This window comes from Streptomyces alboflavus (genome assembly GCF_000716675.1).
Taxonomy (GTDB): domain Bacteria; phylum Actinomycetota; class Actinomycetes; order Streptomycetales; family Streptomycetaceae; genus Streptomyces; species Streptomyces alboflavus.
Map to the genome: position 1 here is coordinate 94,163 of NZ_JNXT01000008.1, position 17,648 is coordinate 111,810.

15 protein-coding genes and 2 pseudogenes are annotated in these 17,648 nt (G+C 72.5%); 6 read left to right on the plus strand and 11 right to left on the minus strand.

Annotated elements, in window-relative coordinates:
- Positions 1–23: 23 nt before the first annotated feature.
- From OO63_RS43250 to OO63_RS08675, 3 genes and pseudogenes are all read right to left on the minus strand, one after another.
- Positions 24–1,155: pseudogene (locus tag OO63_RS43250) on the minus strand (response regulator); the annotation flags it as partial.
- A 200-nt stretch (positions 1,156–1,355) separates the two neighbouring features.
- Positions 1,356–3,134: pseudogene (locus OO63_RS47550) on the minus strand (nSTAND1 domain-containing NTPase); the annotation flags it as partial.
- Between the two features lie 4 nt (positions 3,135–3,138).
- The gene (locus OO63_RS08675) at positions 3,139–3,441 is read right to left on the minus strand and encodes a CU044_2847 family protein (RefSeq protein ID WP_063750384.1); all 303 of its coding nucleotides are present in this window, start codon (positions 3,439–3,441) and stop codon (positions 3,139–3,141) included.
- A 567-nt stretch (positions 3,442–4,008) separates the two neighbouring features.
- Between OO63_RS08675 and aceB the strand changes: the two genes are divergently transcribed.
- Complete coding sequence (gene aceB, locus OO63_RS08680; RefSeq protein ID WP_078619025.1) at positions 4,009–5,754, plus strand: malate synthase A; 1,746 nt, start codon at positions 4,009–4,011, stop codon at positions 5,752–5,754.
- Complete coding sequence (locus tag OO63_RS08685; protein WP_031192302.1) at positions 5,751–6,620, plus strand: 3-hydroxybutyryl-CoA dehydrogenase; 870 nt, start codon at positions 5,751–5,753, stop codon at positions 6,618–6,620. Before aceB ends, OO63_RS08685 begins: the two co-directional genes overlap by 4 nt.
- A gap of 189 nt (positions 6,621–6,809) precedes the next feature.
- Here OO63_RS08685 and OO63_RS08690 read toward each other — a convergent pair whose 3' ends face one another.
- Positions 6,810–7,739: a LysR family transcriptional regulator gene (locus OO63_RS08690; RefSeq protein ID WP_031192303.1), complete on the minus strand. Its 930-nt coding sequence runs from the start codon at positions 7,737–7,739 to the stop codon at positions 6,810–6,812.
- Between the two features lie 247 nt (positions 7,740–7,986).
- The gene (locus OO63_RS08695) at positions 7,987–8,370 is read right to left on the minus strand and encodes a winged helix-turn-helix transcriptional regulator (RefSeq protein WP_030363768.1); all 384 of its coding nucleotides are present in this window, start codon (positions 8,368–8,370) and stop codon (positions 7,987–7,989) included.
- Positions 8,371–8,478: 108 nt separating this feature from the next.
- Here OO63_RS08695 and OO63_RS08700 point away from each other — a divergent pair, with 108 nt between their 5' ends.
- Positions 8,479–9,318 carry an SDR family oxidoreductase gene (locus tag OO63_RS08700; RefSeq protein ID WP_031192304.1) on the plus strand — a complete coding sequence of 280 codons (840 nt, stop codon included), beginning with the start codon at positions 8,479–8,481 and terminating at the stop codon, positions 9,316–9,318.
- An 85-nt stretch (positions 9,319–9,403) separates the two neighbouring features.
- Here OO63_RS08700 and OO63_RS08705 read toward each other — a convergent pair whose 3' ends face one another.
- Positions 9,404–9,868: an SRPBCC family protein gene (locus OO63_RS08705; RefSeq protein ID WP_030363882.1), complete on the minus strand. Its 465-nt coding sequence runs from the start codon at positions 9,866–9,868 to the stop codon at positions 9,404–9,406.
- Complete coding sequence (locus OO63_RS08710) at positions 9,856–10,752, minus strand: RNA polymerase sigma-70 factor (protein WP_031192305.1); 897 nt, start codon at positions 10,750–10,752, stop codon at positions 9,856–9,858. Before OO63_RS08710 ends, OO63_RS08705 begins: the two co-directional genes overlap by 13 nt.
- A gap of 314 nt (positions 10,753–11,066) precedes the next feature.
- Between OO63_RS08710 and OO63_RS42095 the strand changes: the two genes are divergently transcribed.
- On the plus strand, positions 11,067–11,417 hold the full coding sequence (locus tag OO63_RS42095) for a hypothetical protein (RefSeq protein WP_051810662.1): 351 nt from the start codon (positions 11,067–11,069) through the stop codon (positions 11,415–11,417).
- A gap of 21 nt (positions 11,418–11,438) precedes the next feature.
- On the opposite strand, the gene OO63_RS08720 is transcribed toward OO63_RS42095, so the two are convergent.
- Entirely contained in the window at positions 11,439–12,263 is an 825-nt protein-coding gene (locus OO63_RS08720; RefSeq protein WP_031192307.1) for an alpha/beta fold hydrolase, read from the minus strand.
- 78 nt (positions 12,264–12,341) lie between these two features.
- Here OO63_RS08720 and OO63_RS08725 point away from each other — a divergent pair, with 78 nt between their 5' ends.
- On the plus strand, positions 12,342–12,977 hold the full coding sequence (locus tag OO63_RS08725; RefSeq protein WP_031192308.1) for a hypothetical protein: 636 nt from the start codon (positions 12,342–12,344) through the stop codon (positions 12,975–12,977).
- Positions 12,978–13,148: 171 nt separating this feature from the next.
- Positions 13,149–14,126: a sphingomyelin phosphodiesterase gene (gene sph, locus OO63_RS08730; protein WP_030363763.1), complete on the plus strand. Its 978-nt coding sequence runs from the start codon at positions 13,149–13,151 to the stop codon at positions 14,124–14,126.
- A gap of 85 nt (positions 14,127–14,211) precedes the next feature.
- Here the strand turns inward: sph and OO63_RS08735 are convergent, their stop codons facing one another.
- The 3 genes from OO63_RS08735 to OO63_RS08745 form a co-directional block, all read right to left on the minus strand.
- Positions 14,212–15,717 carry an FG-GAP-like repeat-containing protein gene (locus OO63_RS08735; protein ID WP_031192309.1) on the minus strand — a complete coding sequence of 502 codons (1,506 nt, stop codon included), beginning with the start codon at positions 15,715–15,717 and terminating at the stop codon, positions 14,212–14,214.
- 190 nt (positions 15,718–15,907) lie between these two features.
- The gene (locus OO63_RS08740; RefSeq protein ID WP_031192310.1) at positions 15,908–16,825 is read right to left on the minus strand and encodes a cobalamin-binding protein; all 918 of its coding nucleotides are present in this window, start codon (positions 16,823–16,825) and stop codon (positions 15,908–15,910) included.
- A 15-nt stretch (positions 16,826–16,840) separates the two neighbouring features.
- Complete coding sequence (locus OO63_RS08745; protein ID WP_051810682.1) at positions 16,841–17,626, minus strand: ECF transporter S component; 786 nt, start codon at positions 17,624–17,626, stop codon at positions 16,841–16,843.
- Positions 17,627–17,648 lie beyond the last annotated feature (22 nt).

Below are 17,648 nucleotides of genomic sequence, written 5' to 3' on the forward strand. Positions count from 1 at the left end.
ACCGGCCACGGCGGTCCACCGCGTCAACTCCCCTGGCTTCCCGTGGTTGTCCGCAGCCAGTGCCTCATCAGGCCCATCAGGTGCTCGACGTCGACCGGCTTCGTCACGTAGTCCGACGCGCCCGCCGCGAGGACCTTCTCACGGTCGCCCTTCATCGCCTTGGCGGTGAGCGCGATGATCGGCAGCCGCGCGTACTGCGGCATCTTGCGGATCACGGACATGGTCGCGTAGCCGTCCATCTCCGGGATCATGATCTCCATGAGGACGGCAGCGACGTCGGGGTACTTGCCGAGGACCTCGACGCACTCCTGGCCGTCCTCGGCGTACAGCACCGAGAGTCCGTGCCGCTCCAGGACACTGGTGAGCACGAAGACCGTGCGGATGTCGTCGACGATCAACACCTTCTCGCCGTGGAACTCGACTTCCGCGGTGGCGGGCGCCTCGGGGTCCGGGCGCTCCCCCTCGCCGGCGGCGGTGCCCAGCGGCTGCAGATACTGCAGTGACTCCAAGGCATCCAGTTCGGGCAGCTCGGGCGTCGCGGACGGCGGCGGGAGCTGAGCGTAACCCCGCGTCGGCAGTTCCCTGGGGTGCAGCGGCAAGTACAGCGTGAAGGTGGAGCCGCGTCCCGGTTCGCTGGCCGCGTGGATCTCGCCGCCGAGCAGCACCGCGATCTCCCGGCTGATCGACAGGCCGAGGCCCGTGCCGCCGTACTTGCGGCTGGTCGTGCCGTCGGCCTGCTTGAAGGCCTCGAAGATCACCCGCATCGGAGAAGTCGAGGTGCTTCTCCGCGGTCAGGGGCCGGAAGACGGCCTCTACGTAGTCGAGGATCTGAGCGAGGGCGATGCGTGTCGGGCTGACGTCCATCTTGCCCGCCTCGACCCTGGAAAGGTCGAGGATGTCGGTGATCAGCTGGAGCAGGTCCGAGCCCGCGCCGTGGATCGTCTCGGCGAACTCCACCTGCCGGGGCGTGAGATTGCCCTCCGCGTTGTCGGCCAGCAGCTTGGCGAGGATCAGCAGCGAGTTCAGCGGCGAGCGCAGTTCGTACGACATGTTGCCGAGGAACTCGGACTTGTAGCGCATCGACACCGCGAGCTGTTCGGCGCGCTCCTCCAGGACCTGCCGGGCCTCCTCGATCTCGGTGTTCTTGACCTCGATGGCTCCGTGCGCTGCTGCGCGGTGATCTCCTCGCGGCTGCGCTCGATGAGGCCGACCACCGCCTCGGGGATGTCCGCTGCGCGCTCCCCCAGCCACCGGTCCGCCTCCGCCAGGCGTGCCGCCGACAGCAGGTCGGCCTCCGTGGCGCGCTCCTCGACCACGGCGAGCCACTGCTGGAAGTCGGCGTCCTCCTCCACCCAGGTGGCGAGCCTCGCCCACTCCCGGATCAGGGCCTCGTGCGCGATCTCCGCGGTGTCGGGGCCGCCGGTGCCGAGGACCACGAGGCGCTGCTCGGGGTCGGCGAGGAGCTGCGCGATGTACCAGTCCTTGGCGAGGTGCGTGCGGTGGGCGGTGACGCGGACGGCGCTGGTGGCCCCGCCGCGGGCGCGGACCATGGACAGCAGGACGCGGCGGATGCGGGGCTCGCCCAGTTGCTGGGCGAGGAGGCGGTAGACCTTCTCCGCGTGCTGGTTCAGGGCGCCGGAGACACCGCCGAGGCCCTGGTAGCTGTCGAAGCTGAGCCGCCGGTCGTGCTGGAGCGACCACAGCTCGGTCAGCGTGAACTCCAGGAGCGGCAGGCTGCCCGCGGCCCTGCTCGCCTCGGCGGCGATGGCCTCGGCGAGGCCGGGCGTGAAGGTGACGCCCGCGACCTCGGCCGGTTCGACGATGACGCGGATGAGGGCCGCCTCGTCCAGCGGGGACACGTTCAGCTGCCGGTCCTGGAGGCGCGGTCCGATGTCGGGGAGTTCGAGCAGGTCGGGCAGGAAGTCCGCGCGCAGGGTCGCGACGAGCCGGACGTCGGGGTCCTGGGCGACGTCGGCAGGAGGCAGCAGCCGCTGGAGGAATTCCAGCTGTTCGGCGCGGTCGGCGCTGCCGCTCAGGACCTCCTCGAACTGGTCGGCGATCAGCGCGAGACGGCGGCCGGTGAGCACCCGTAACCGCGAGGCGACCGCCCAGAACCCCTCCTCCCGCAGGGCACGGGTGCGGTGTTCCAGCTCTTCGAGGCTGTGGGCGCGCTGCGGGTGCTCCAGCTCGAGCAGGGCGCGGGCCACGGCGTCGAAGGGGGACATGCCCGGGCGGAACGAGGCGATCGCCCAGCCCGCCGAGGCCAGTTCGGGCTGGAGGCCCGCCGCCACCAGGGACGACTTGCCCACGCCCGACGGTCCCGTGACCATCACCAGGGGCTGGGCCTTCACCATGAGCCGGAGCCGTTCGACCTCGCGTTCCCGGCCGACGAACACGCCGGCCAGCGCGTCCTCGGCGCTGAACGCCTGCAGTCCTCGGTAGGGGCACGGGGGCAGCACGCTGCGGCCGAGGGCGTCGGGCCAGGCGGCGGAGACCTCCGCCAGGGGCACGGCGTAGGCGTCGGGCGCCGCGCCGTCGCGGCTCGCCACCGCGAGCATGCCGACGACGGCGTCGCCCCACCGGTCGGTGACGATGACGGGCGAGCCGCTGTATCCGGGCTGGGTCCGCAGCGCGGACTCGCTGGCGGTGTCGAGCTGGATGAGCCCGCCGCCGACCGCGCCCCGCAGCACGCAGGTGCTCCAGGCGCCGTTGGCCTTGCGGGGCGGGTTCCCCGGGTAGCCGAAGGCCTTCACCTGGGCGTCGCCGAGCAGGCCCGTACGGGCGTCGATGAGCCGGGCCGCGCCCGCGCTCACGGGCAGGGTGTCACCGCCGACCAGCGCGAGCCCGGCGACGTCCCGGCCCGGGCGGCCCGCGCCCGGCGGTGGGTCCCAGGAGCTGATCCGGCAGTGCCGCAGGGGCCCGCCCTCCGCGTCGCCGAGCAGCACGAACTCGACCTGGACCCGGGCGTCGCCCGGGGGCCGCTCCGCGCACGCCTTGTCCCGCCCGAGCGCCACATTGACCACATGGGCGCACGTCACCATCTCCTTGTCACCGACGACGAACCCGACGCCGATGGGCGCCCCCGTCGCCGCGGCACGGATCTTGACGACGAATCCCTCGCGTTGCGCTCCCATGAAGTCAGGGGCGGTTCCACGTCAGCCGGACGGTGAAGTTCACTTCGGCGGTGCCCTTGGCGATGATCACGCCGGTCTCGCCGCCCATCTTCAGGCCGAACTCCAGCTCCGCGGCGTCAGGACCGAGTTCGCGCAGGGTGTCGGCGACGCGCGCGAGCGTCGGCTTGACCTGGTCGAGCGCCTCGTCGAGCGAGACCCGGGCCCGGGCCACCACCCCGCCCCCCGCGGCCAGTTCGAGGTCCGTGGCGTCCGCGTCGACGTCGACCTCGAACACGGCGGCGCCCTCGCCACCGTCGTCGAGCCTCATGGTCAACTGCTGTGGCACAGCACATCCCTCCACCCAGGACTTCTTACGCGACCGACGACCGCCGACGCCCTCCATCCTGGGTGACCACGCGCGGCCCCGCAGGCATATTCGGGGATCCGGCACACATCCGCCTCGCGCCCGGCGCGCGGGGGCGCCCGCGCGCCGATCGCCGTCCGGGAACCGGCGTGCGCCACGCTCTTCGCAATGTTGGCAATCGGCCGACCGAAGATTCGCAGCAATTGGCAGCCGTCCAGCATTGATGGCACTCAGTGCCAGTGCCAGAGTCTCCGTATGGCCCGCCGGACCTCGGCAGTGGTGGCAAGTCCCGCCGCTGGAGGGGTTCGGTGACCGCAGTACAAAGACACGCGATGCCACCTCGTTCCGCGAGGGCACGGGGCATTCGCAGAGAAGACGAACGACTCGACGTTCTGCCGGAGGGAGGCCCGTCGGCCGACGGACCGGCGGAGCTGGTCCCGCCCCACGGCGAAACCGGGTGCCGAGACCGCCCCACGCCCCTGCCGGAGCTCCCTCCGAACGCCCCTCACCCTCTCCCCTCAGGAGGACCCGATGTCCACCAGCGCCCTGACGCACCGCGTCCACGTCCTCGCCCCGCCCGGGCACCGGCACGACGAGATCCTCACGCCCGCCGCCCTGGACTTCGTCGGCCACCTCGCCGCGGCCTTCGGCGGCCGCCGCAAGGAACTCCTCAAGGAGCGCCGCCGCCAGGCGCTGCGGTTCGCGTCGGGCTCCCCGTTCGACTTCCCCGTGGCCACCTCCCCCGTGCGGGCCGACCCCACCTGGCGCGTGGCGCCGCCCGCGCCCGGCCTCACCGACCGCCGCGTGGAGATCACCGGCCCGCCCGACCGGCGCACGGCGGTCGAGGCGCTCACCTCCGGGGCCCGGGTCTGGATGGCCGACTTCGAGGACGCCACCTCGCCCACGTGGCAGAACATCGTCGGCGGCCAGCTCACCCTGCTCGACGCCGCCGAGCGCCGCATCGACTTCACGGCCGCCGACGGCACGGAGCACCGGCTCGGCGACCACGACCGGCTCGCCACGATCATGGTCCGCCCGCGCGGCTGGCATCTGGTCGAGGAGCACCTGGAGTTCGACGGCGAGCCGGTGCCCGCCTCGCTCGTGGACTTCGGCCTGTACTTCTTCCACTGCGCGCGGCGCCAGCTCGAGGCCGGGCACGGCCCGTACTTCTACCTGCCCAAGCTGGAGAACCGGTACGAGGCGCGGCTGTGGAACGACATCTTCGTCGTCGCCCAGGACCTGCTCGGCATCCCCCGGGGCACCGTGCGCGCCACCGCGCTCATCGAGACGGTCACCGCGGCGGTGGAGATGGAGGAGATCCTCCATGAGCTGCGCGAACACAGCTCCGGCCTCAACGCCGGACGCTGGGACTATCTGTTCAGCCTGATCAAGACGTTCGGGCACCGCACGGACTTCCTGCTGCCCGACCGCGTGCAGGTCACGATGACGGCGCCCTTCATGCGGGCGTTCACCGACCTGCTCGTGCGCACCTGCCACCGGCGCGGCGCCCACGCGATCGGTGCCATGTCGGCGCAGGTGCCCGGCAGGGGCCGGGCCGCCGACGAGGCCGCGCTCGCCACGGTCCGCCTGGACAAGGAGCGGGAGGCGGAGGACGGCTTCGACGGCTCCTGGGTCGCCCACCCGGCTCTGGTGACGGTGTGCCAGGACGCGTTCGACGGCGTGCTCGGCGACCGGCCGCACCAGCTCGACCGGACCCGGGACGACGTGGAGGTGACCGCGGCCGACCTGCTGTCCACGCGCCGCGTCGGCGGCCCGCCCACGCCCGACGGGGTGCGCACGAACATCGCGGTCGCCGTGCGGTACTTCGCGGCCTGGCTGCGGGGGCAGGGGGCGGTCGTCCTGGACGGTCTCGTGGAGGACGCGGCGACCGCGGAGATCGCGCGGGTGCAGATCTGGCAGTGGCTGCGGCACCGGGTGCTCGACCGCGAGACGGTGCTTCGGCTGCTCGACGACGAGATCGACGCGCTCGGCGCCGCCTATCCGTGGGCGGACCTCGACGCGGTGCGGGCGCTCTTCGAACGGACCACGCTGTCGGTCGAGTTGCCGCAGTTCTTCACGCCGGAGGCGTACGCGCAGCATCTCGTCCGGCATGCCGGGGCGCAGCCCGTGTACGCGGAGACGCGGGCCACGCAGACGGAGCCGCGGGCTGCGGGCACTCAGGCGCGGGCCTCGGACCCAGAGGCCGGGCGCCGACACCCCGACCAGCGCCTCCAGGACGCCGGGGCACAGCTCCAGGACGCCGGAGCACGGTCATGACCGGGCCGATCAGGCGCGTCGGCGTGGTCGGCGGCGGGCAGATGGGGGCGGGCATCGCCGAGGTGTGCGCGCGGGCCGGGCTCGACACGGTGGTGTGCGAGGTCGACGCGGTGGCGGCACGGGCGGCGCGGGACCGGGTGACGTCGTCGTTCGACCGGGCGGTGCGCCGCGGCAAGCTGGAGCGGGCGGACGCGGCGGACGCGCTCGCCCGGATGGTGTTCACCGGCAGCCTGGAGGACCTGGCCGACCGGCAGTTGGTCGTCGAGGCCGTCGTGGAGAACCCGGACGCGAAGACCGAGGTGTTCGCCGCCCTGGACAAGGTCGTCGAGGATCCCGGGGCGATCCTCGCCAGCAACACGTCCTCCCTCCCCGTGATGCGCCTCGGCATGGCGACCGGCCGCGCGGACCGGGTCGTGGGCCTGCACTTCTTCAACCCCGTCCCGGTGCTGCCGCTGGTGGAGGTCGTGACGTCCCTGCACACGTCGGCGCAGACGGCGCGTGCGGTCGAGGAGTTCGCGACCGGGCCCCTCGGCAAGACGGCGATCCGGTCCCAGGACCGGGCCGGTTTCGTCGTCAACGCCCTGCTGATCCCCTACCTGTTGTCGGCGATCAGGATGGCGGAGTCCGGCTTCGCCTCCCCGGCCGACGTGGACGCGGGAATGGAGCTGGGGTGCGCGCACCCGATGGGCCCGCTCAAGCTCGCGGACCTGATCGGCCTCGACACCGTCGCCTCGATCGCGGAGTCCTTGTACGACGAGTTCAAGGAGCCCTTGTACGCCCCTCCCCCGCTGCTCCAGCGCATGGTGGAAGCCGGACTGCTCGGCCGCAAGGCGGGCCGCGGCTTCCACACCTACGACCAGGGCTGAGGGGCCCGGGTTCGGGCGGTCCGGGCTGAGGGGCCCGGACCGCCCGACAACTACGGGACCGCCCGGTCCGCCGCCGCGGATCCTCCCCGAAGGCGCGCCAGGTGGCCCTTGCGGGTGAACCCCGGCCCGCCGCGCGGCGACGAGCCGGGCGTGCCCGACCGCGTTCTGCACGGAGCGGCTCGCGAGGCCTCAGGACGGCTCCAGCCTGCGTCCGCGGCGCGGGTCGGGCAGACGGTGCGTCATGAACGGCTTGCTGGTGATGAACTCACGGAACTTCAGGGCCGCTTCGGACAGATACGTGTCGCGGTTGTGCACCAGGGTGAGCACCCGGTGGCAGTCGGGCGCGGCCAGGTGCACCCAGGCGACCGGGACCACCGTCTCCGTACCGGCCTGACGGGACATCGCCGGGATGAGGCCGATGCCGAGGCCCGCGCTGATCATGTCCTGGCTGGCGCCCGGCTCGTCGCCCTCGCAGGACAGCACCGGCGTGAGTCCTTCGGACGCGAACAGCCGGTCGAGGAGGGCGCGTTGCCAGTGGCCGACGCGCGTGGCGACGAAGGGCTCGTCGGCGATCTCGGGGATCGTCACGCTCTCCCGCCCGTCGAGCCAGTGTCCGCGCGGGACGGCGAGCAGCACCTCCTCGCGGGCCAGCTCGACCGTCTCCAGCTTCGCGCCGGTCAGCGGTTGTGAGGCCACGCAGAAGTCGACCTCCCCGGCCCGCAGTTGGCGGTCCATCTCCTCCGCGGTCGACTGGAAGAGCCGCACGTCGGCCCGGGGATGTGTGGCCCGGAAGCTGCCCAGGGCGTGCGTGATCGTCAGCAGGGTCTCGGAGGCGACACTGACCCGGCCGAGCCCCGTGTCCCGGGCGTCCCGCAGGGCCCTGCGGCCGTCGTCGAGCTCGCTCAGGGCGCGGTCGACGTGGCGCAGGAAGATCGCGCCGTACTGGTTGAGCCGGATGCGGCGGCCCTCCCGGTCGAAGAGCGGCGAGCCGAGGTCGGCCTCCAGGCGCGCGATGGTGCGGCTCAGCGAGGGCTGGGCGACGCGCAGTTCCTCGGCGGCGCGGCTGATGTGTTCGTAGCGCGCGACGACCTGGAAGTAGCGCAACTGCAGAAGATCCACGCCCCCCCTTATACCTTTTCAGCTATCTTCACATGGCGAACCGGTCTTGGAACGCATAAGTGATTCCCCCTACGGTCGGGCGTGGGGTCACCGCACGGGTGACGGGCAACGGCGCCCGCCATCCGCACACGCGAAGCGGGGACCCGGCCCACCGTCGTCAGCCGCCCCACCGGCTGCCACTGGCTGTTCGTGATCCTCACGACGGGGCTCGTCCCCCTCGTCGCGATCATGCACACCCGGGCCGCGTTCACCCGGGGCGCTGCTCCTCGCCGCGCGGTGCCACCCGCAGTGTGATCCGGTCGAACAGCTCCGTCAGCGGCTCCCCGACCTCCCGGCCGAACTCGGTGAGCCCGTACGTGACCTGAGGCGGTGTCGTCGGTTCGACCTCGCGCCAGACCAGGCCGTCCTGGACGAGCGCGCGCAGGGTCTGGGCGAGCATCTTCTCGCTGATGCCCCGGATGCTCTCGCGCAGCTCGTAGAACCGGAGATCGGTGTTCCGCAAGGAGATCAGGACCCAGACGCCCCACCTGCTGGTGACGTGGTCGACCACGTCGCGTGCGGGGCAGTCGGTGTGAAACACCTCATACCGCTGGTCCGCACCGGTCTGTGTGAGCTGCGCGCCTTCCGCCATGGGAGGAGCTTACTCCGAGGTATGTCCTTACCAGAAGTTAGTTCCGCTCCTAGCGTCGCGGTCACCGAACACATCGATGAACGCATCGATTCGAGCGAGGAGTTGTTCATGATCGTGGTGACCGGGGCCACCGGAAACGTGGGCCGGCCGTTGACGCGGGCGCTGGCCGAGGCCGGCCAACAGGTGACGGCGGTGTCGCGGACCGCGGCGCCCGTGCCGGACGGCGTCCGCCATGTGACGGCCGACCTGGCCGAGCCGTCGAGCCTGGAGCCCGCGCTCGCCGGGGCGAAGGCGCTGTTCCTGCTGCTGTCCGGGGACTTGCACGCGGCGGGGGCAAGCCCGGCCGACATCATCGGCCAGGCCGTGGCCTGCGGGGTCCGCCGGGTCGTCCTGCTGTCCTCGTTGGGCGTGGCGACCCGGCCGTTCGGGTCGACGCGGATCGCGCTGCGCGGGGTGGAGGACACCCTGCGGGAGTCCGGCCTGGAGTGGGCCGTCCTGCGGCCGGGCGGCTTCGCCTCCAACGCCCTGTGGTGGGCCGACTCCGTGCGCGAACGACGGGTCGTCGCCGCCCCCTTCGGCGACGTCGGGGTACCGGTCATCGACCCGGCGGACATCGCCGAGGTCGCCGCGGCCTGCCTGCTGGACGACCGGCACCACGGCGGCGTGTACGAACTGACCGGCCCGGAGACGATCACGCCGCGCGGGCAGGCGGAGGCCATCGCCGCCGCCCTCGGCTCGCCCGTGCGGTTCCACGACCTCACCCGCGCCGAGGCCCGGGCGGCCATGGCCCGGAGCATGCCGGTCGAACTCGCCGACGACACCCTGGACATCCTCGGCTCCCCGAGTCCGGCCGAGGTGCGCGTCAGCCCGGACGTGCGGCAGGTACTCGGCCGCGAGCCGCGCCCGTTCGCCGACTGGACCGCCCGTCACGTCGCCGCGTTCCGCTGAGCCCGGTCGGCGCGGGTGGGGTCCCGACGGCCGCCCCACCCGTGCCGAAGGCCCTTCTGGGCCACAGGTTCGTGCGGACCGGCACTCACCCGGCAGCCGAGGCCCGCGGGCGGGCCAGCGCGCTGTCGGCGGCGTCCAGGATGTTGCCGAACGTGCGGGTGATGACGGGGCGCGCGACGCGGCGCGTGAGGAAGCCGCCGATCAGCGGGACGGGAATCTCCGCGCGGGTGGTCCAGCGCACCAGAGTGCCGCCCTCGACCTCCTCGAACGTCATCCGGCCGAGTTCGTGCCGGGACGGCGGGAAGCTGCGGTCGACGACGTACTCGGTGGCGTACGGCGGGTCGTAGTGGGTGATGCGCTCCCGGAACCAGCCGATCAGCCACAGGTGGTTGCGCACCGCGCCGACGCCGTACGGCGCGGACTCGCCGGCCCTGGCCAGGCGGCAGCGCACCACCAGGGGGGAGCGCGTGTAGTTGGTCGTGGTGGTGAGCCAGGCGAAGACGTCCTCGATCGGTGCGGCGACGACGCGTTCAACGATCATGGTTTCCACGGTGAGTTGCCTCCTCTGTCGAGCGGGAGCACCGTCTCCGCACGGTGCAGCTTGTCCGGGTTGCGCATGCCGTACAGGCCGGCGATCCGGCCGTCGTGGATCTCGAAGGCGACCAGCCAGTCGAGTTCCCCGTCGGTGACGAACCGCGCCGCGGGCATGCCGTTGTACGTGGCGTACTCGACCTGGGTCGCCTCGGTGGTGGTGCGGATGACGCCGAGGACGAACCGGGCGACGTCGGCGCTGCCGACGATCGGGTGGCGGGCGGCGACGACCTTCCCGCCGCCGTCGGAGATCTGCACGACGTCGGGCGCCAACAGGTCCATCAGCGCCTGCACCTCGCCGGTCGACGCCGCGAACAGGAACCGCTGGACGATCTCCCGGCCCGCGTCGGAGTCGGGCTCGAAGCGGCGGCGCCGGGCGTGCACGTGACGGCGGGCGCGGTGGGCGATCTGCCGGACGGTGACCTCGGTCTTGCCGATCGAGGCGGCGACCTCGCCGTGGGTGTAGCCGAACACGTCGTGCAGGACGAACACGGCGCGCTCGGTCGGGTTCAGGGTCTCCAGGACGAGCATCATGGCCATCGACACCGACTCGGCGAGGATCGCGTCGTCGCTCACGCCGGGCGCGGTCCTGATCGGCTCGGGCAGCCAGGAGCCGACGTACTCCTCGCGCCGCGCCTTGGCCGCGCGCAGATGGTTCAGGGACTGCCGGGTCACGATGCGGACCAGGTAGGCACGCGGGTGCTCGACCTCGGCCGGGTCGACCCCGCGCCACCGCAGATAGCTCTCCTGCAGCACGTCCTCGGCGTCGGTGGCGCTGCCCAGCATCTCGTAGGCGATGGTGAAAAGCAGCGGCCGGTGCTCGGTGAAGGCGTCCTCAGCCACGGTCCACCCCCCTCGCCCGTACGCGTCGGCACTTGCGCATCACACCCTGCTCCTCTCGTCGGACGCCCATCGAGACACCCCGCGCCGGAGAACCGTGACAGGTCAGCGATGTGATTCGCTTCACAGCGCACGGCCGTGACGAGAATTCGTCCGGGACAAGGTGCGATGTCAACGAGTCACCGCGTCAACACGACAGACCGGGGCATAAGGATTGCGGCGCGGCGTATTCGCCCTCCGGCCGCGACAGCGGAGCCGGGCACACCCCTGGCGCCCCACACCCCGCACCCACCCCCCACACCGCACAGGAGACGCCGATGACCGACCACCGCGCCCTGGCTGCGGGCGCCGCCCTGTTCACCGTGAGCGCCGTGTACGCCGCACAGTCCCACGCCTGGCTCCCCGCCGTCGGCCTCGTGCACGGGGCCGGACTCCTGGCCGCGCGGGCCCGGCGCGAGCGCGCCGCCCAGCGCTGCGCCCGCGCCCTCGCCCAGCGCGCCGAACTCGCCGCGCGCCCCAGCCCGGAGCCGCCGTTCGCGCCGTCCCTGTTCCAGGAGGTCAGCCGCGGCTGGACCGAGCTGAACGCGGCGTGCTGCCTGCACGCGTGGCTGTCGCGGGGCGGCGAGCACGACCCCGCGCACTGCCGGGGGACGGCACCGGCGACCTGAGCGGCCCACCGCGTCCGGGCCTCAGCCCAGGAACCGCTCCACGGCCGCCACGAACAGCTCGGCGTCGTCCAGCCAGGGGAAGTGCGCCGCCCCGGGCTGCACGACGAGGGTGGCGTCGGGGAAAAGACCGGCGAACTCCGCCGTCGGCGCGGGCGGGCTGTTCAGGTCGAATGCACCGGCGAGCAGCAGGACGGGCGCGGGGAGCGTGGCGAGCGCCGCGCGCGTGGCGTCCGGGGTGAAGGCGCCCTCGGCCCCGAAACGGGCGGCGGCCTCGTCGGCCGGCCGGCTGTCCGCGTGGTGCCGGGCTGTCGCGTCGTCCCAGCGGCCGTAGAAGAAGGGCGCGACGGCGTCCCAGTCGCCGCCCTGGCCCTGGGTGATGGCTTCCAGGGCGGCGTACGCGGCCGGGAACCAGGGCTCGTCCTTCCGGCTGTGCGCCAGCGCTCGGCGCTCCTCCCCCGTGGCGGCGATGCCGACGGCCCGGGAGCCGGGGGCGACGAGGGCGAGTCTGCCGACACGGGTGGGGTGGCGGGCCGCGTACTGCGTGACGATGTTCGCCCCGGCGGAGTGGCCGAGGAGGTCGATGCCGGGCAGGGCGAGGTGCGCGCGCAGGGCCTCGACGTCGTCGACGAGGCGGTCGCAGCGGTAGGTCGCGGGGTCCTCGGGCGGCTCGGAGCGTCCGGTGCCGCGCAGGTCGAGGACGATCAGTCTGCGGTACGCGGACAGGCCGCCGAGGTCGCCGAGATAGGCGGAGTCGGCCGGGCCGCCGGGGACGCAGACGAGGGGGGTGCCATGGCCGGTCTCGCGGTAGGCAAGCCGGGTTCCGTCGGGTGCGCAGAAGGTGGGCATGGCCCGGATCCTGTCAGTCATAACCAGGTTGTACAACCGAGTTATGACGCGCCTTCCCGATGGGTGTATAACCGGGTTGTGGCAGGCGAAGAGAGTGAGCGGCACATCCCCGGGGCGCCGGCCGGGGCCCTGACCGAGGAGCAGGCCGAGCGGATGCTCGCCTCCGTGAACGAGGTCATCCGCGCGGGCGAGGAGATGCGTGCGCTGCGCGCCGAGATGATCAAGGTGTTCGTCCGTCTGGGCTGGACCCAGGACAGGATCGCCCGGCTCACCGAGATGAGTCAGCCCGCGGTGTCCAAGCACGTGGCCAAGTACAAGCAGGACGAGCCGCCGCCCCCGCCCGACCTCTCCCTCGACCAGCACGACGCCCCGTGGCTCGAAGGGCGCCTGTGGGGTCTCGCGGAGGAGATCGTCGAGGCGGTCGAGGCGGTCGAGGCCTCAAAGGGTGTCGCCCACTGCGCCCGCCACGTCCACGCCGTCGCCCGGGGCAAGAAGCGGTTCACCCCGCAGCACGTCGACGAGTTGCGGCGCCTCGTCGAGGAGGACCTGCGGCGGCGCGACCCCGGGCTGCCCCGCGGCTTCCGGGACGCCTACGACAGGATCAGCCGCGGCCTCGACGTCCCCGTGCGCACGGCCGCCACCACCACACCGGCCTCCGTGCGCCGCGCCCTGGCCTGCCAGATTCAGCGCGACGTGCTGCGCCACCCGTCCTGACGCCCGGGCGGGACCCCGCCGAGCGGTCGGACACCTCAGGTGTGCAAGTTGTGATGACACGTCAAGTGATCAACACACGCAGGCCACCTGGGCGTAACCGGCGCTGCCTTGGATGACGGCGCCGGTGTCGCCCTCGCGGCCCGGTCCCCCACCCCCACAGGGAGAACCCTCATGCCCCACTCCACGCCGCGTACGTACACGGTCGGCGCCACCGCCGTGGCACTGGCCGCGACGGCGACGCTGGTGGCCACCGCGCCCACCGCGTCGGCGGCGGAAACCCCGCAGCTGAAGGTGCTGACGTACAACGCCTTCCTGTTCAGCAAGACGCTGTACCCGAACTGGGGCCAGGACCACCGCGCCAAGGCGATCCCGGCCGCCGGGTTCTTCCGTGGCAACGACGTCGTCGTCCTCCAGGAGGCCTTCGACAACTCCGCCTCCGACGCGCTCCAGGCGAACGCCAAGACCGAGTACCCGCACCAGACCCCCGTCATGGGCCGGTCCAAGAGCGGCTGGGACGCCACAGGCGGCGCCTACTCCGCGACGACCCCCGAGGACGGCGGCGTGACCGTCCTCAGCAAGTGGCCGATCCTGCGCAAGGAGCAGTACGTCTACAAGGACGCGTGCGGCGGGGACTACTTCTCCAACAAGGGCTTCGTGTACACCGTCCTGGACGTGAAGGGCACCAAGGTCCACGTGGTGGGCACCCACGCCCAGTCCACCGACCCCGGGTGCGCCGCGGGCCAGGCAGCCCAGACCCGCGCCAAGCAGTTCAAGGAGATGGACGCCTTCCTCGACGCCAAGAAGATCCCGGCGAACGAACAGGTCCTGGTGGCGGGCGACTTCAACGTGGACCGGCACAGCGACGAGTACGCCTCGATGCTCGGCGACGCCGGGCTCGCCCCCGCGGACTCCCGCACCGGCCACCCGTACTCCTTCGACACGAAGGACAACTCGATCGCCTCCGAGCGCTACCCGGACGACCCCCGCGAGGACCTCGACTACGTGCTGCACCGCGAGGGCCACGCCCGTCCCACGGGCTGGAGCAACGACGTGGTGAAGGAGACCACCACGCCCTGGACGGTGTCGAGCTGGGGCAAGGAGTACACGTACGACAACCTGTCCGACCACTATCCGGTGATCGGCCGCTAGGCGGAGCGGGCGGGAACGACGACGGGGCGGGGAGGGTTCGCACAGCGGGTGCCGTGCGAACCCTCCCCGCCCCTGGGGTGCCGCGTCAGCGCAGGTCGCTGCCGAAGAGCGCCGCGACGGACGGGGCCGCGAGGTCCTTGGGCCCGAAGGCCACGGCGTTCGTGACGGTCAGGCCCGTGGAGGTGCCGCGCAGGGACCACAGGGCACCCGCGTCGGCGTTCTCGTGGACGGAGGAGGCGGCCAGGTCGCTGCGGCCGTCGCCGTTGACGTCGAGGAGGGCGGTGGCCGCGCCGAACTGGTCGTTCTTCTCGGCGACCCCGGGGACGCCCGCCGTGTTCTGGTGGAAGGCCTGCGCGCCCGTGCCGGTCACACCGGCGGCGCTGCCGCGCACGAGGACGACCGAGCCCGCGTCGGTGACGCTGCCCACGTCCTCGCCGGGGACGCCGACCGCGACGTCGGCGTAGCCGTCGCCGGTGACGTCGCCGACGGAGAGGGCGGCGCCGAACTGGTCGCCCTCCTCCTCGGCGCCGGGCACGCCGGGCAGGTTCTGGTCGAACTTCTGGACGTCGTCCTTCAGGCCGTCGGCGGAGCCGTAGGCGACCGTGACCTTGTTCTGCTCCTCGTAGAGCTCGGAGGACACCACGTCGTCGTACTTGTCGCCGTTGATGTCACCGACGGCCAGGGCGCCGCGCGAGCCGAAGGCGTCGCCCCGGGTGAAGCCCTTGGCGCTGCCGTAGAGGACCTTGTTGCCCCACGAGCCGTCGCCGTAGTAGTCGTTCACGGCGATGTCGGCGCGGCCGTCGCCGTTGATGTCACCGACGGCCTGGGGGATGGTCGGGCCCTTCACGGAGCGGGGGCCGTCCACGCAGACGTCGGGGTTCTGGATGCAGGCCGGGCTCGGGCGCTCGTCGTCGTCATAGCTCCACCACTGCGACTTCTCCATGAAGTCGAGGGTGCCCGCGGGGGTGCCGGTGCGGGTCAGCGGGCCCTTCCACAGCGTCGCCTTCTGGCTGGCCGGGTCGTCGCCGTAGCTGCCCACTCCCGCGAACAGGGCCAGGTCGGTCTTGCCGTCGCCGTCGAAGTCACCCGCCTGCGGGCGGAACCCATAGGTGGCGATCTTCGTGCCGCCGGTCAGGCCGGACGTGGAGCCCCACAGGACCACCGCGCCCGCGCTGCCGGCCTGGCCGCCGGAGCCGATGACCAGGTCGCTGAAGCCGTCGCCGTCGAGGTCGCCCTTGGTGAAGGACCGGCCGAACTCCTGCTTGGTGGCGGCGGCGCCGGGGACACCGCTGGTCGAGCGGCTGATGATCTTCTTCTGAGCCGGGTCGAGGCCGTTCTTGGTGCCGTACGTCACCGCGACGTACCCGGCCTGCTTCTTGCCGGAGACGGTGGCGCCGGGGGCGCCGACCACCAGATCGGCGTATCCGTCGCCGTTGAAGTCGTCGGAGGCCTTGGCGGCGGCCTTCTTGGCGGTGGGGGTGGCGGCCTCGGCCTGGCCCTGCCCGAGGGACCAGGCGGTGAACCCGCCCGTCAGCAGGAACGTGGCGATCAGAGGTGCGGTGAGTCGTACACGACGGCTAGCTCGCGACATAGGGCTTCCTGTGGTTCCTTCGCTCGGAGGTCGGCTGGGTGAAGGTCCGGGCGGACGGACGACTGCCCTTCGGGCGGTTGTCCGGCGGAATTCACCGCTGCTTCATGTCACTTGACCCTCAACCGTGGCCAATGGTTGTGCGCCGATCCTGCGGACCCAGCCGTCCCGCACCCGCTCCGGAAGGCGGCCTTCAGCGCAGCAACCGGGCTTCCTCCTCGGTGACCGGCTCCCCCGCCGTCACCCCGTGCAGCACATGGGCGAGCACCTCCGCGCCCCGCACGACGCGCGGCCCAGGCCGGTTGAAGTACGCCGGGCCGTCCAGGACCCAGACGCGCCCGTCCCGTACGGCGGGCAGCTCCGCCCAGCCCGGCAGCGCCTCCAGGAGCGCGCGTTCCCGCAGGGTGCGCTCCGGGCTGAAGCCGCAGGGAAGCACGAGCACGACGTCCGGCCGGGCGGCCCGCACGGCCTCCCAGGCCATGGGCCGGGTGTGCTCGCCCGGGGCCGCGAGGAGCGGTTCGCCTCCGGCGCACTCGATCTGTTCGGGAACCCAGTGGCCCGCGGGCCACAGCGGGTCCAGCCACTCGATGGCGACGGTACGCGGCCGGGGGCGCCCGCGCGTCAGCGCCCGCACCGTCGCGAGCCGCCGCCGCAGCTCCTCGCGGCGTTCACGCGCGACCGCGCCGACGCCGAGGAGCTCCCCGACGCGCACGACGCAGTCCAGGACGTCGTCCAGGAGCCGCGGCTCCAGGCTGAGCACGCGGGGCCCGTCGCCGTCGAGGACACGCACGGCGTCGCGCACGCTCTCGTACGACACCGCGCACACGTCGCACAGGTCCTGGGTGAGCACCACGTCGGGGGCGAGCCGGGACAGGGCCGCGACGTCGAGGGTGTAGAGCGAGGAGCCGTTGTGCGGGCCGCCGCCGACGGCCGCGGAGATCTCCCGGCTGGCGAGTGCGTCCGGGGAGAACCCGGCCGCGGTAACCACGGGCACGGCGGCCACCCGGGCCGGCGGCCAGTCGCACTCGTGCGTGCGGCCCACGAGATCGTCGAGCAGGCCGAGTTCGGCGACGAGGTCGGTGGCCGCGGGGAGCAGGGAGACGATGCGCATGCCCCGACCGTACGTTCAGGGGCCGCCGGGCGTCCCGTCCGCCCCGTCCGCCGCCGGGCGCGGGGCCGGGGCGAAGCGCACCGGCGCCTGGAAGCGGGCCTTGCGGGCGGCGCGCCGGAAGACGGTGAGCACGGCGGGTCCCGCGAGCATCACGCACACGAAGTTCGTCACCGCCCGCCCGGTGTCCCAGCCCAGGGACGTCGCCAGGTCGAAGGCGATGTAGCGCTGCCACTGCTCGGTGAAGGGCAGCCCGGGGAGGTAGGCGATGGAGCTGTTCGGGTCGAGGGAGAAGGGCCAGAAGGACAGGTTCAGGAGGAACCCGAAGAGATAGCCGGACAGCGATCCGTACACCGCGAGCATCAGCACCTCCAGCCGCCCGGTGGCCCGTGGGAGCAGCCCCGCGAGCATGCCCACGAAGGCGCAGCCGAACATCTGGTACGGCATCCACGGCCCGACCCCGCCCGTGATGAGCGCCGAGGCGAACAGCGAGGTGCAGCCGAGGGTGAAGCCGAAGCCGGGACCGTACACGCGCCCGGCGAGCACGAGGATGAAGAAGACCGTCTCGATCCCGGCCGTGCCCGCCCCGAGAGGCCGGATCGCCGCGTTCACGGCGGAGAGCACGCCGAGCATCGCGAGGGCCTTGGAGTTGATGCCGCCCTCGGCGATCTCCGAGATCACCACGCACAGCACGAGGACGAGCAGCACGCCGAAGATGAGCAGGGGCGCGTACGTCGAGCCGAAGGTACCGGGGGCGACCACGAAAGGCCAGAAGAAGGCGACCACGCCGAGGAACGCGGCCATCGCGATGACGACTCCGGCGCGG

Bases quoted from the DNA above. Each gene is read 5' to 3' on its own strand.
- aceB (WP_078619025.1), top strand. From the start codon at position 4,009: ATGTCCACCAGCGCCCTGACGCACCGCGTCCACGTCCTCGCCCCGCCC.
- OO63_RS08675 (WP_063750384.1), bottom strand. From the start codon at position 3,441: ATGAGGCTCGACGACGGTGGCGAGGGCGCCGCCGTGTTCGAGGTCGAC.
- OO63_RS08745 (WP_051810682.1), bottom strand. From the start codon at position 17,626: ATGGCCGCGTTCCTCGGCGTGGTCGCCTTCTTCTGGCCTTTCGTGGTC.
- sph (WP_030363763.1), top strand. From the start codon at position 13,149: ATGCCCCACTCCACGCCGCGTACGTACACGGTCGGCGCCACCGCCGTG.
- OO63_RS08700 (WP_031192304.1), top strand. From the start codon at position 8,479: ATGATCGTGGTGACCGGGGCCACCGGAAACGTGGGCCGGCCGTTGACG.
- OO63_RS42095 (WP_051810662.1), top strand. From the start codon at position 11,067: ATGACCGACCACCGCGCCCTGGCTGCGGGCGCCGCCCTGTTCACCGTG.
- OO63_RS08735 (WP_031192309.1), bottom strand. From the start codon at position 15,717: ATGTCGCGAGCTAGCCGTCGTGTACGACTCACCGCACCTCTGATCGCC.
- OO63_RS08685 (WP_031192302.1), top strand. From the start codon at position 5,751: ATGACCGGGCCGATCAGGCGCGTCGGCGTGGTCGGCGGCGGGCAGATG.
- OO63_RS08720 (WP_031192307.1), bottom strand. From the start codon at position 12,263: ATGCCCACCTTCTGCGCACCCGACGGAACCCGGCTTGCCTACCGCGAG.
- OO63_RS08740 (WP_031192310.1), bottom strand. From the start codon at position 16,825: ATGCGCATCGTCTCCCTGCTCCCCGCGGCCACCGACCTCGTCGCCGAA.
- OO63_RS08695 (WP_030363768.1), bottom strand. From the start codon at position 8,370: ATGGCGGAAGGCGCGCAGCTCACACAGACCGGTGCGGACCAGCGGTAT.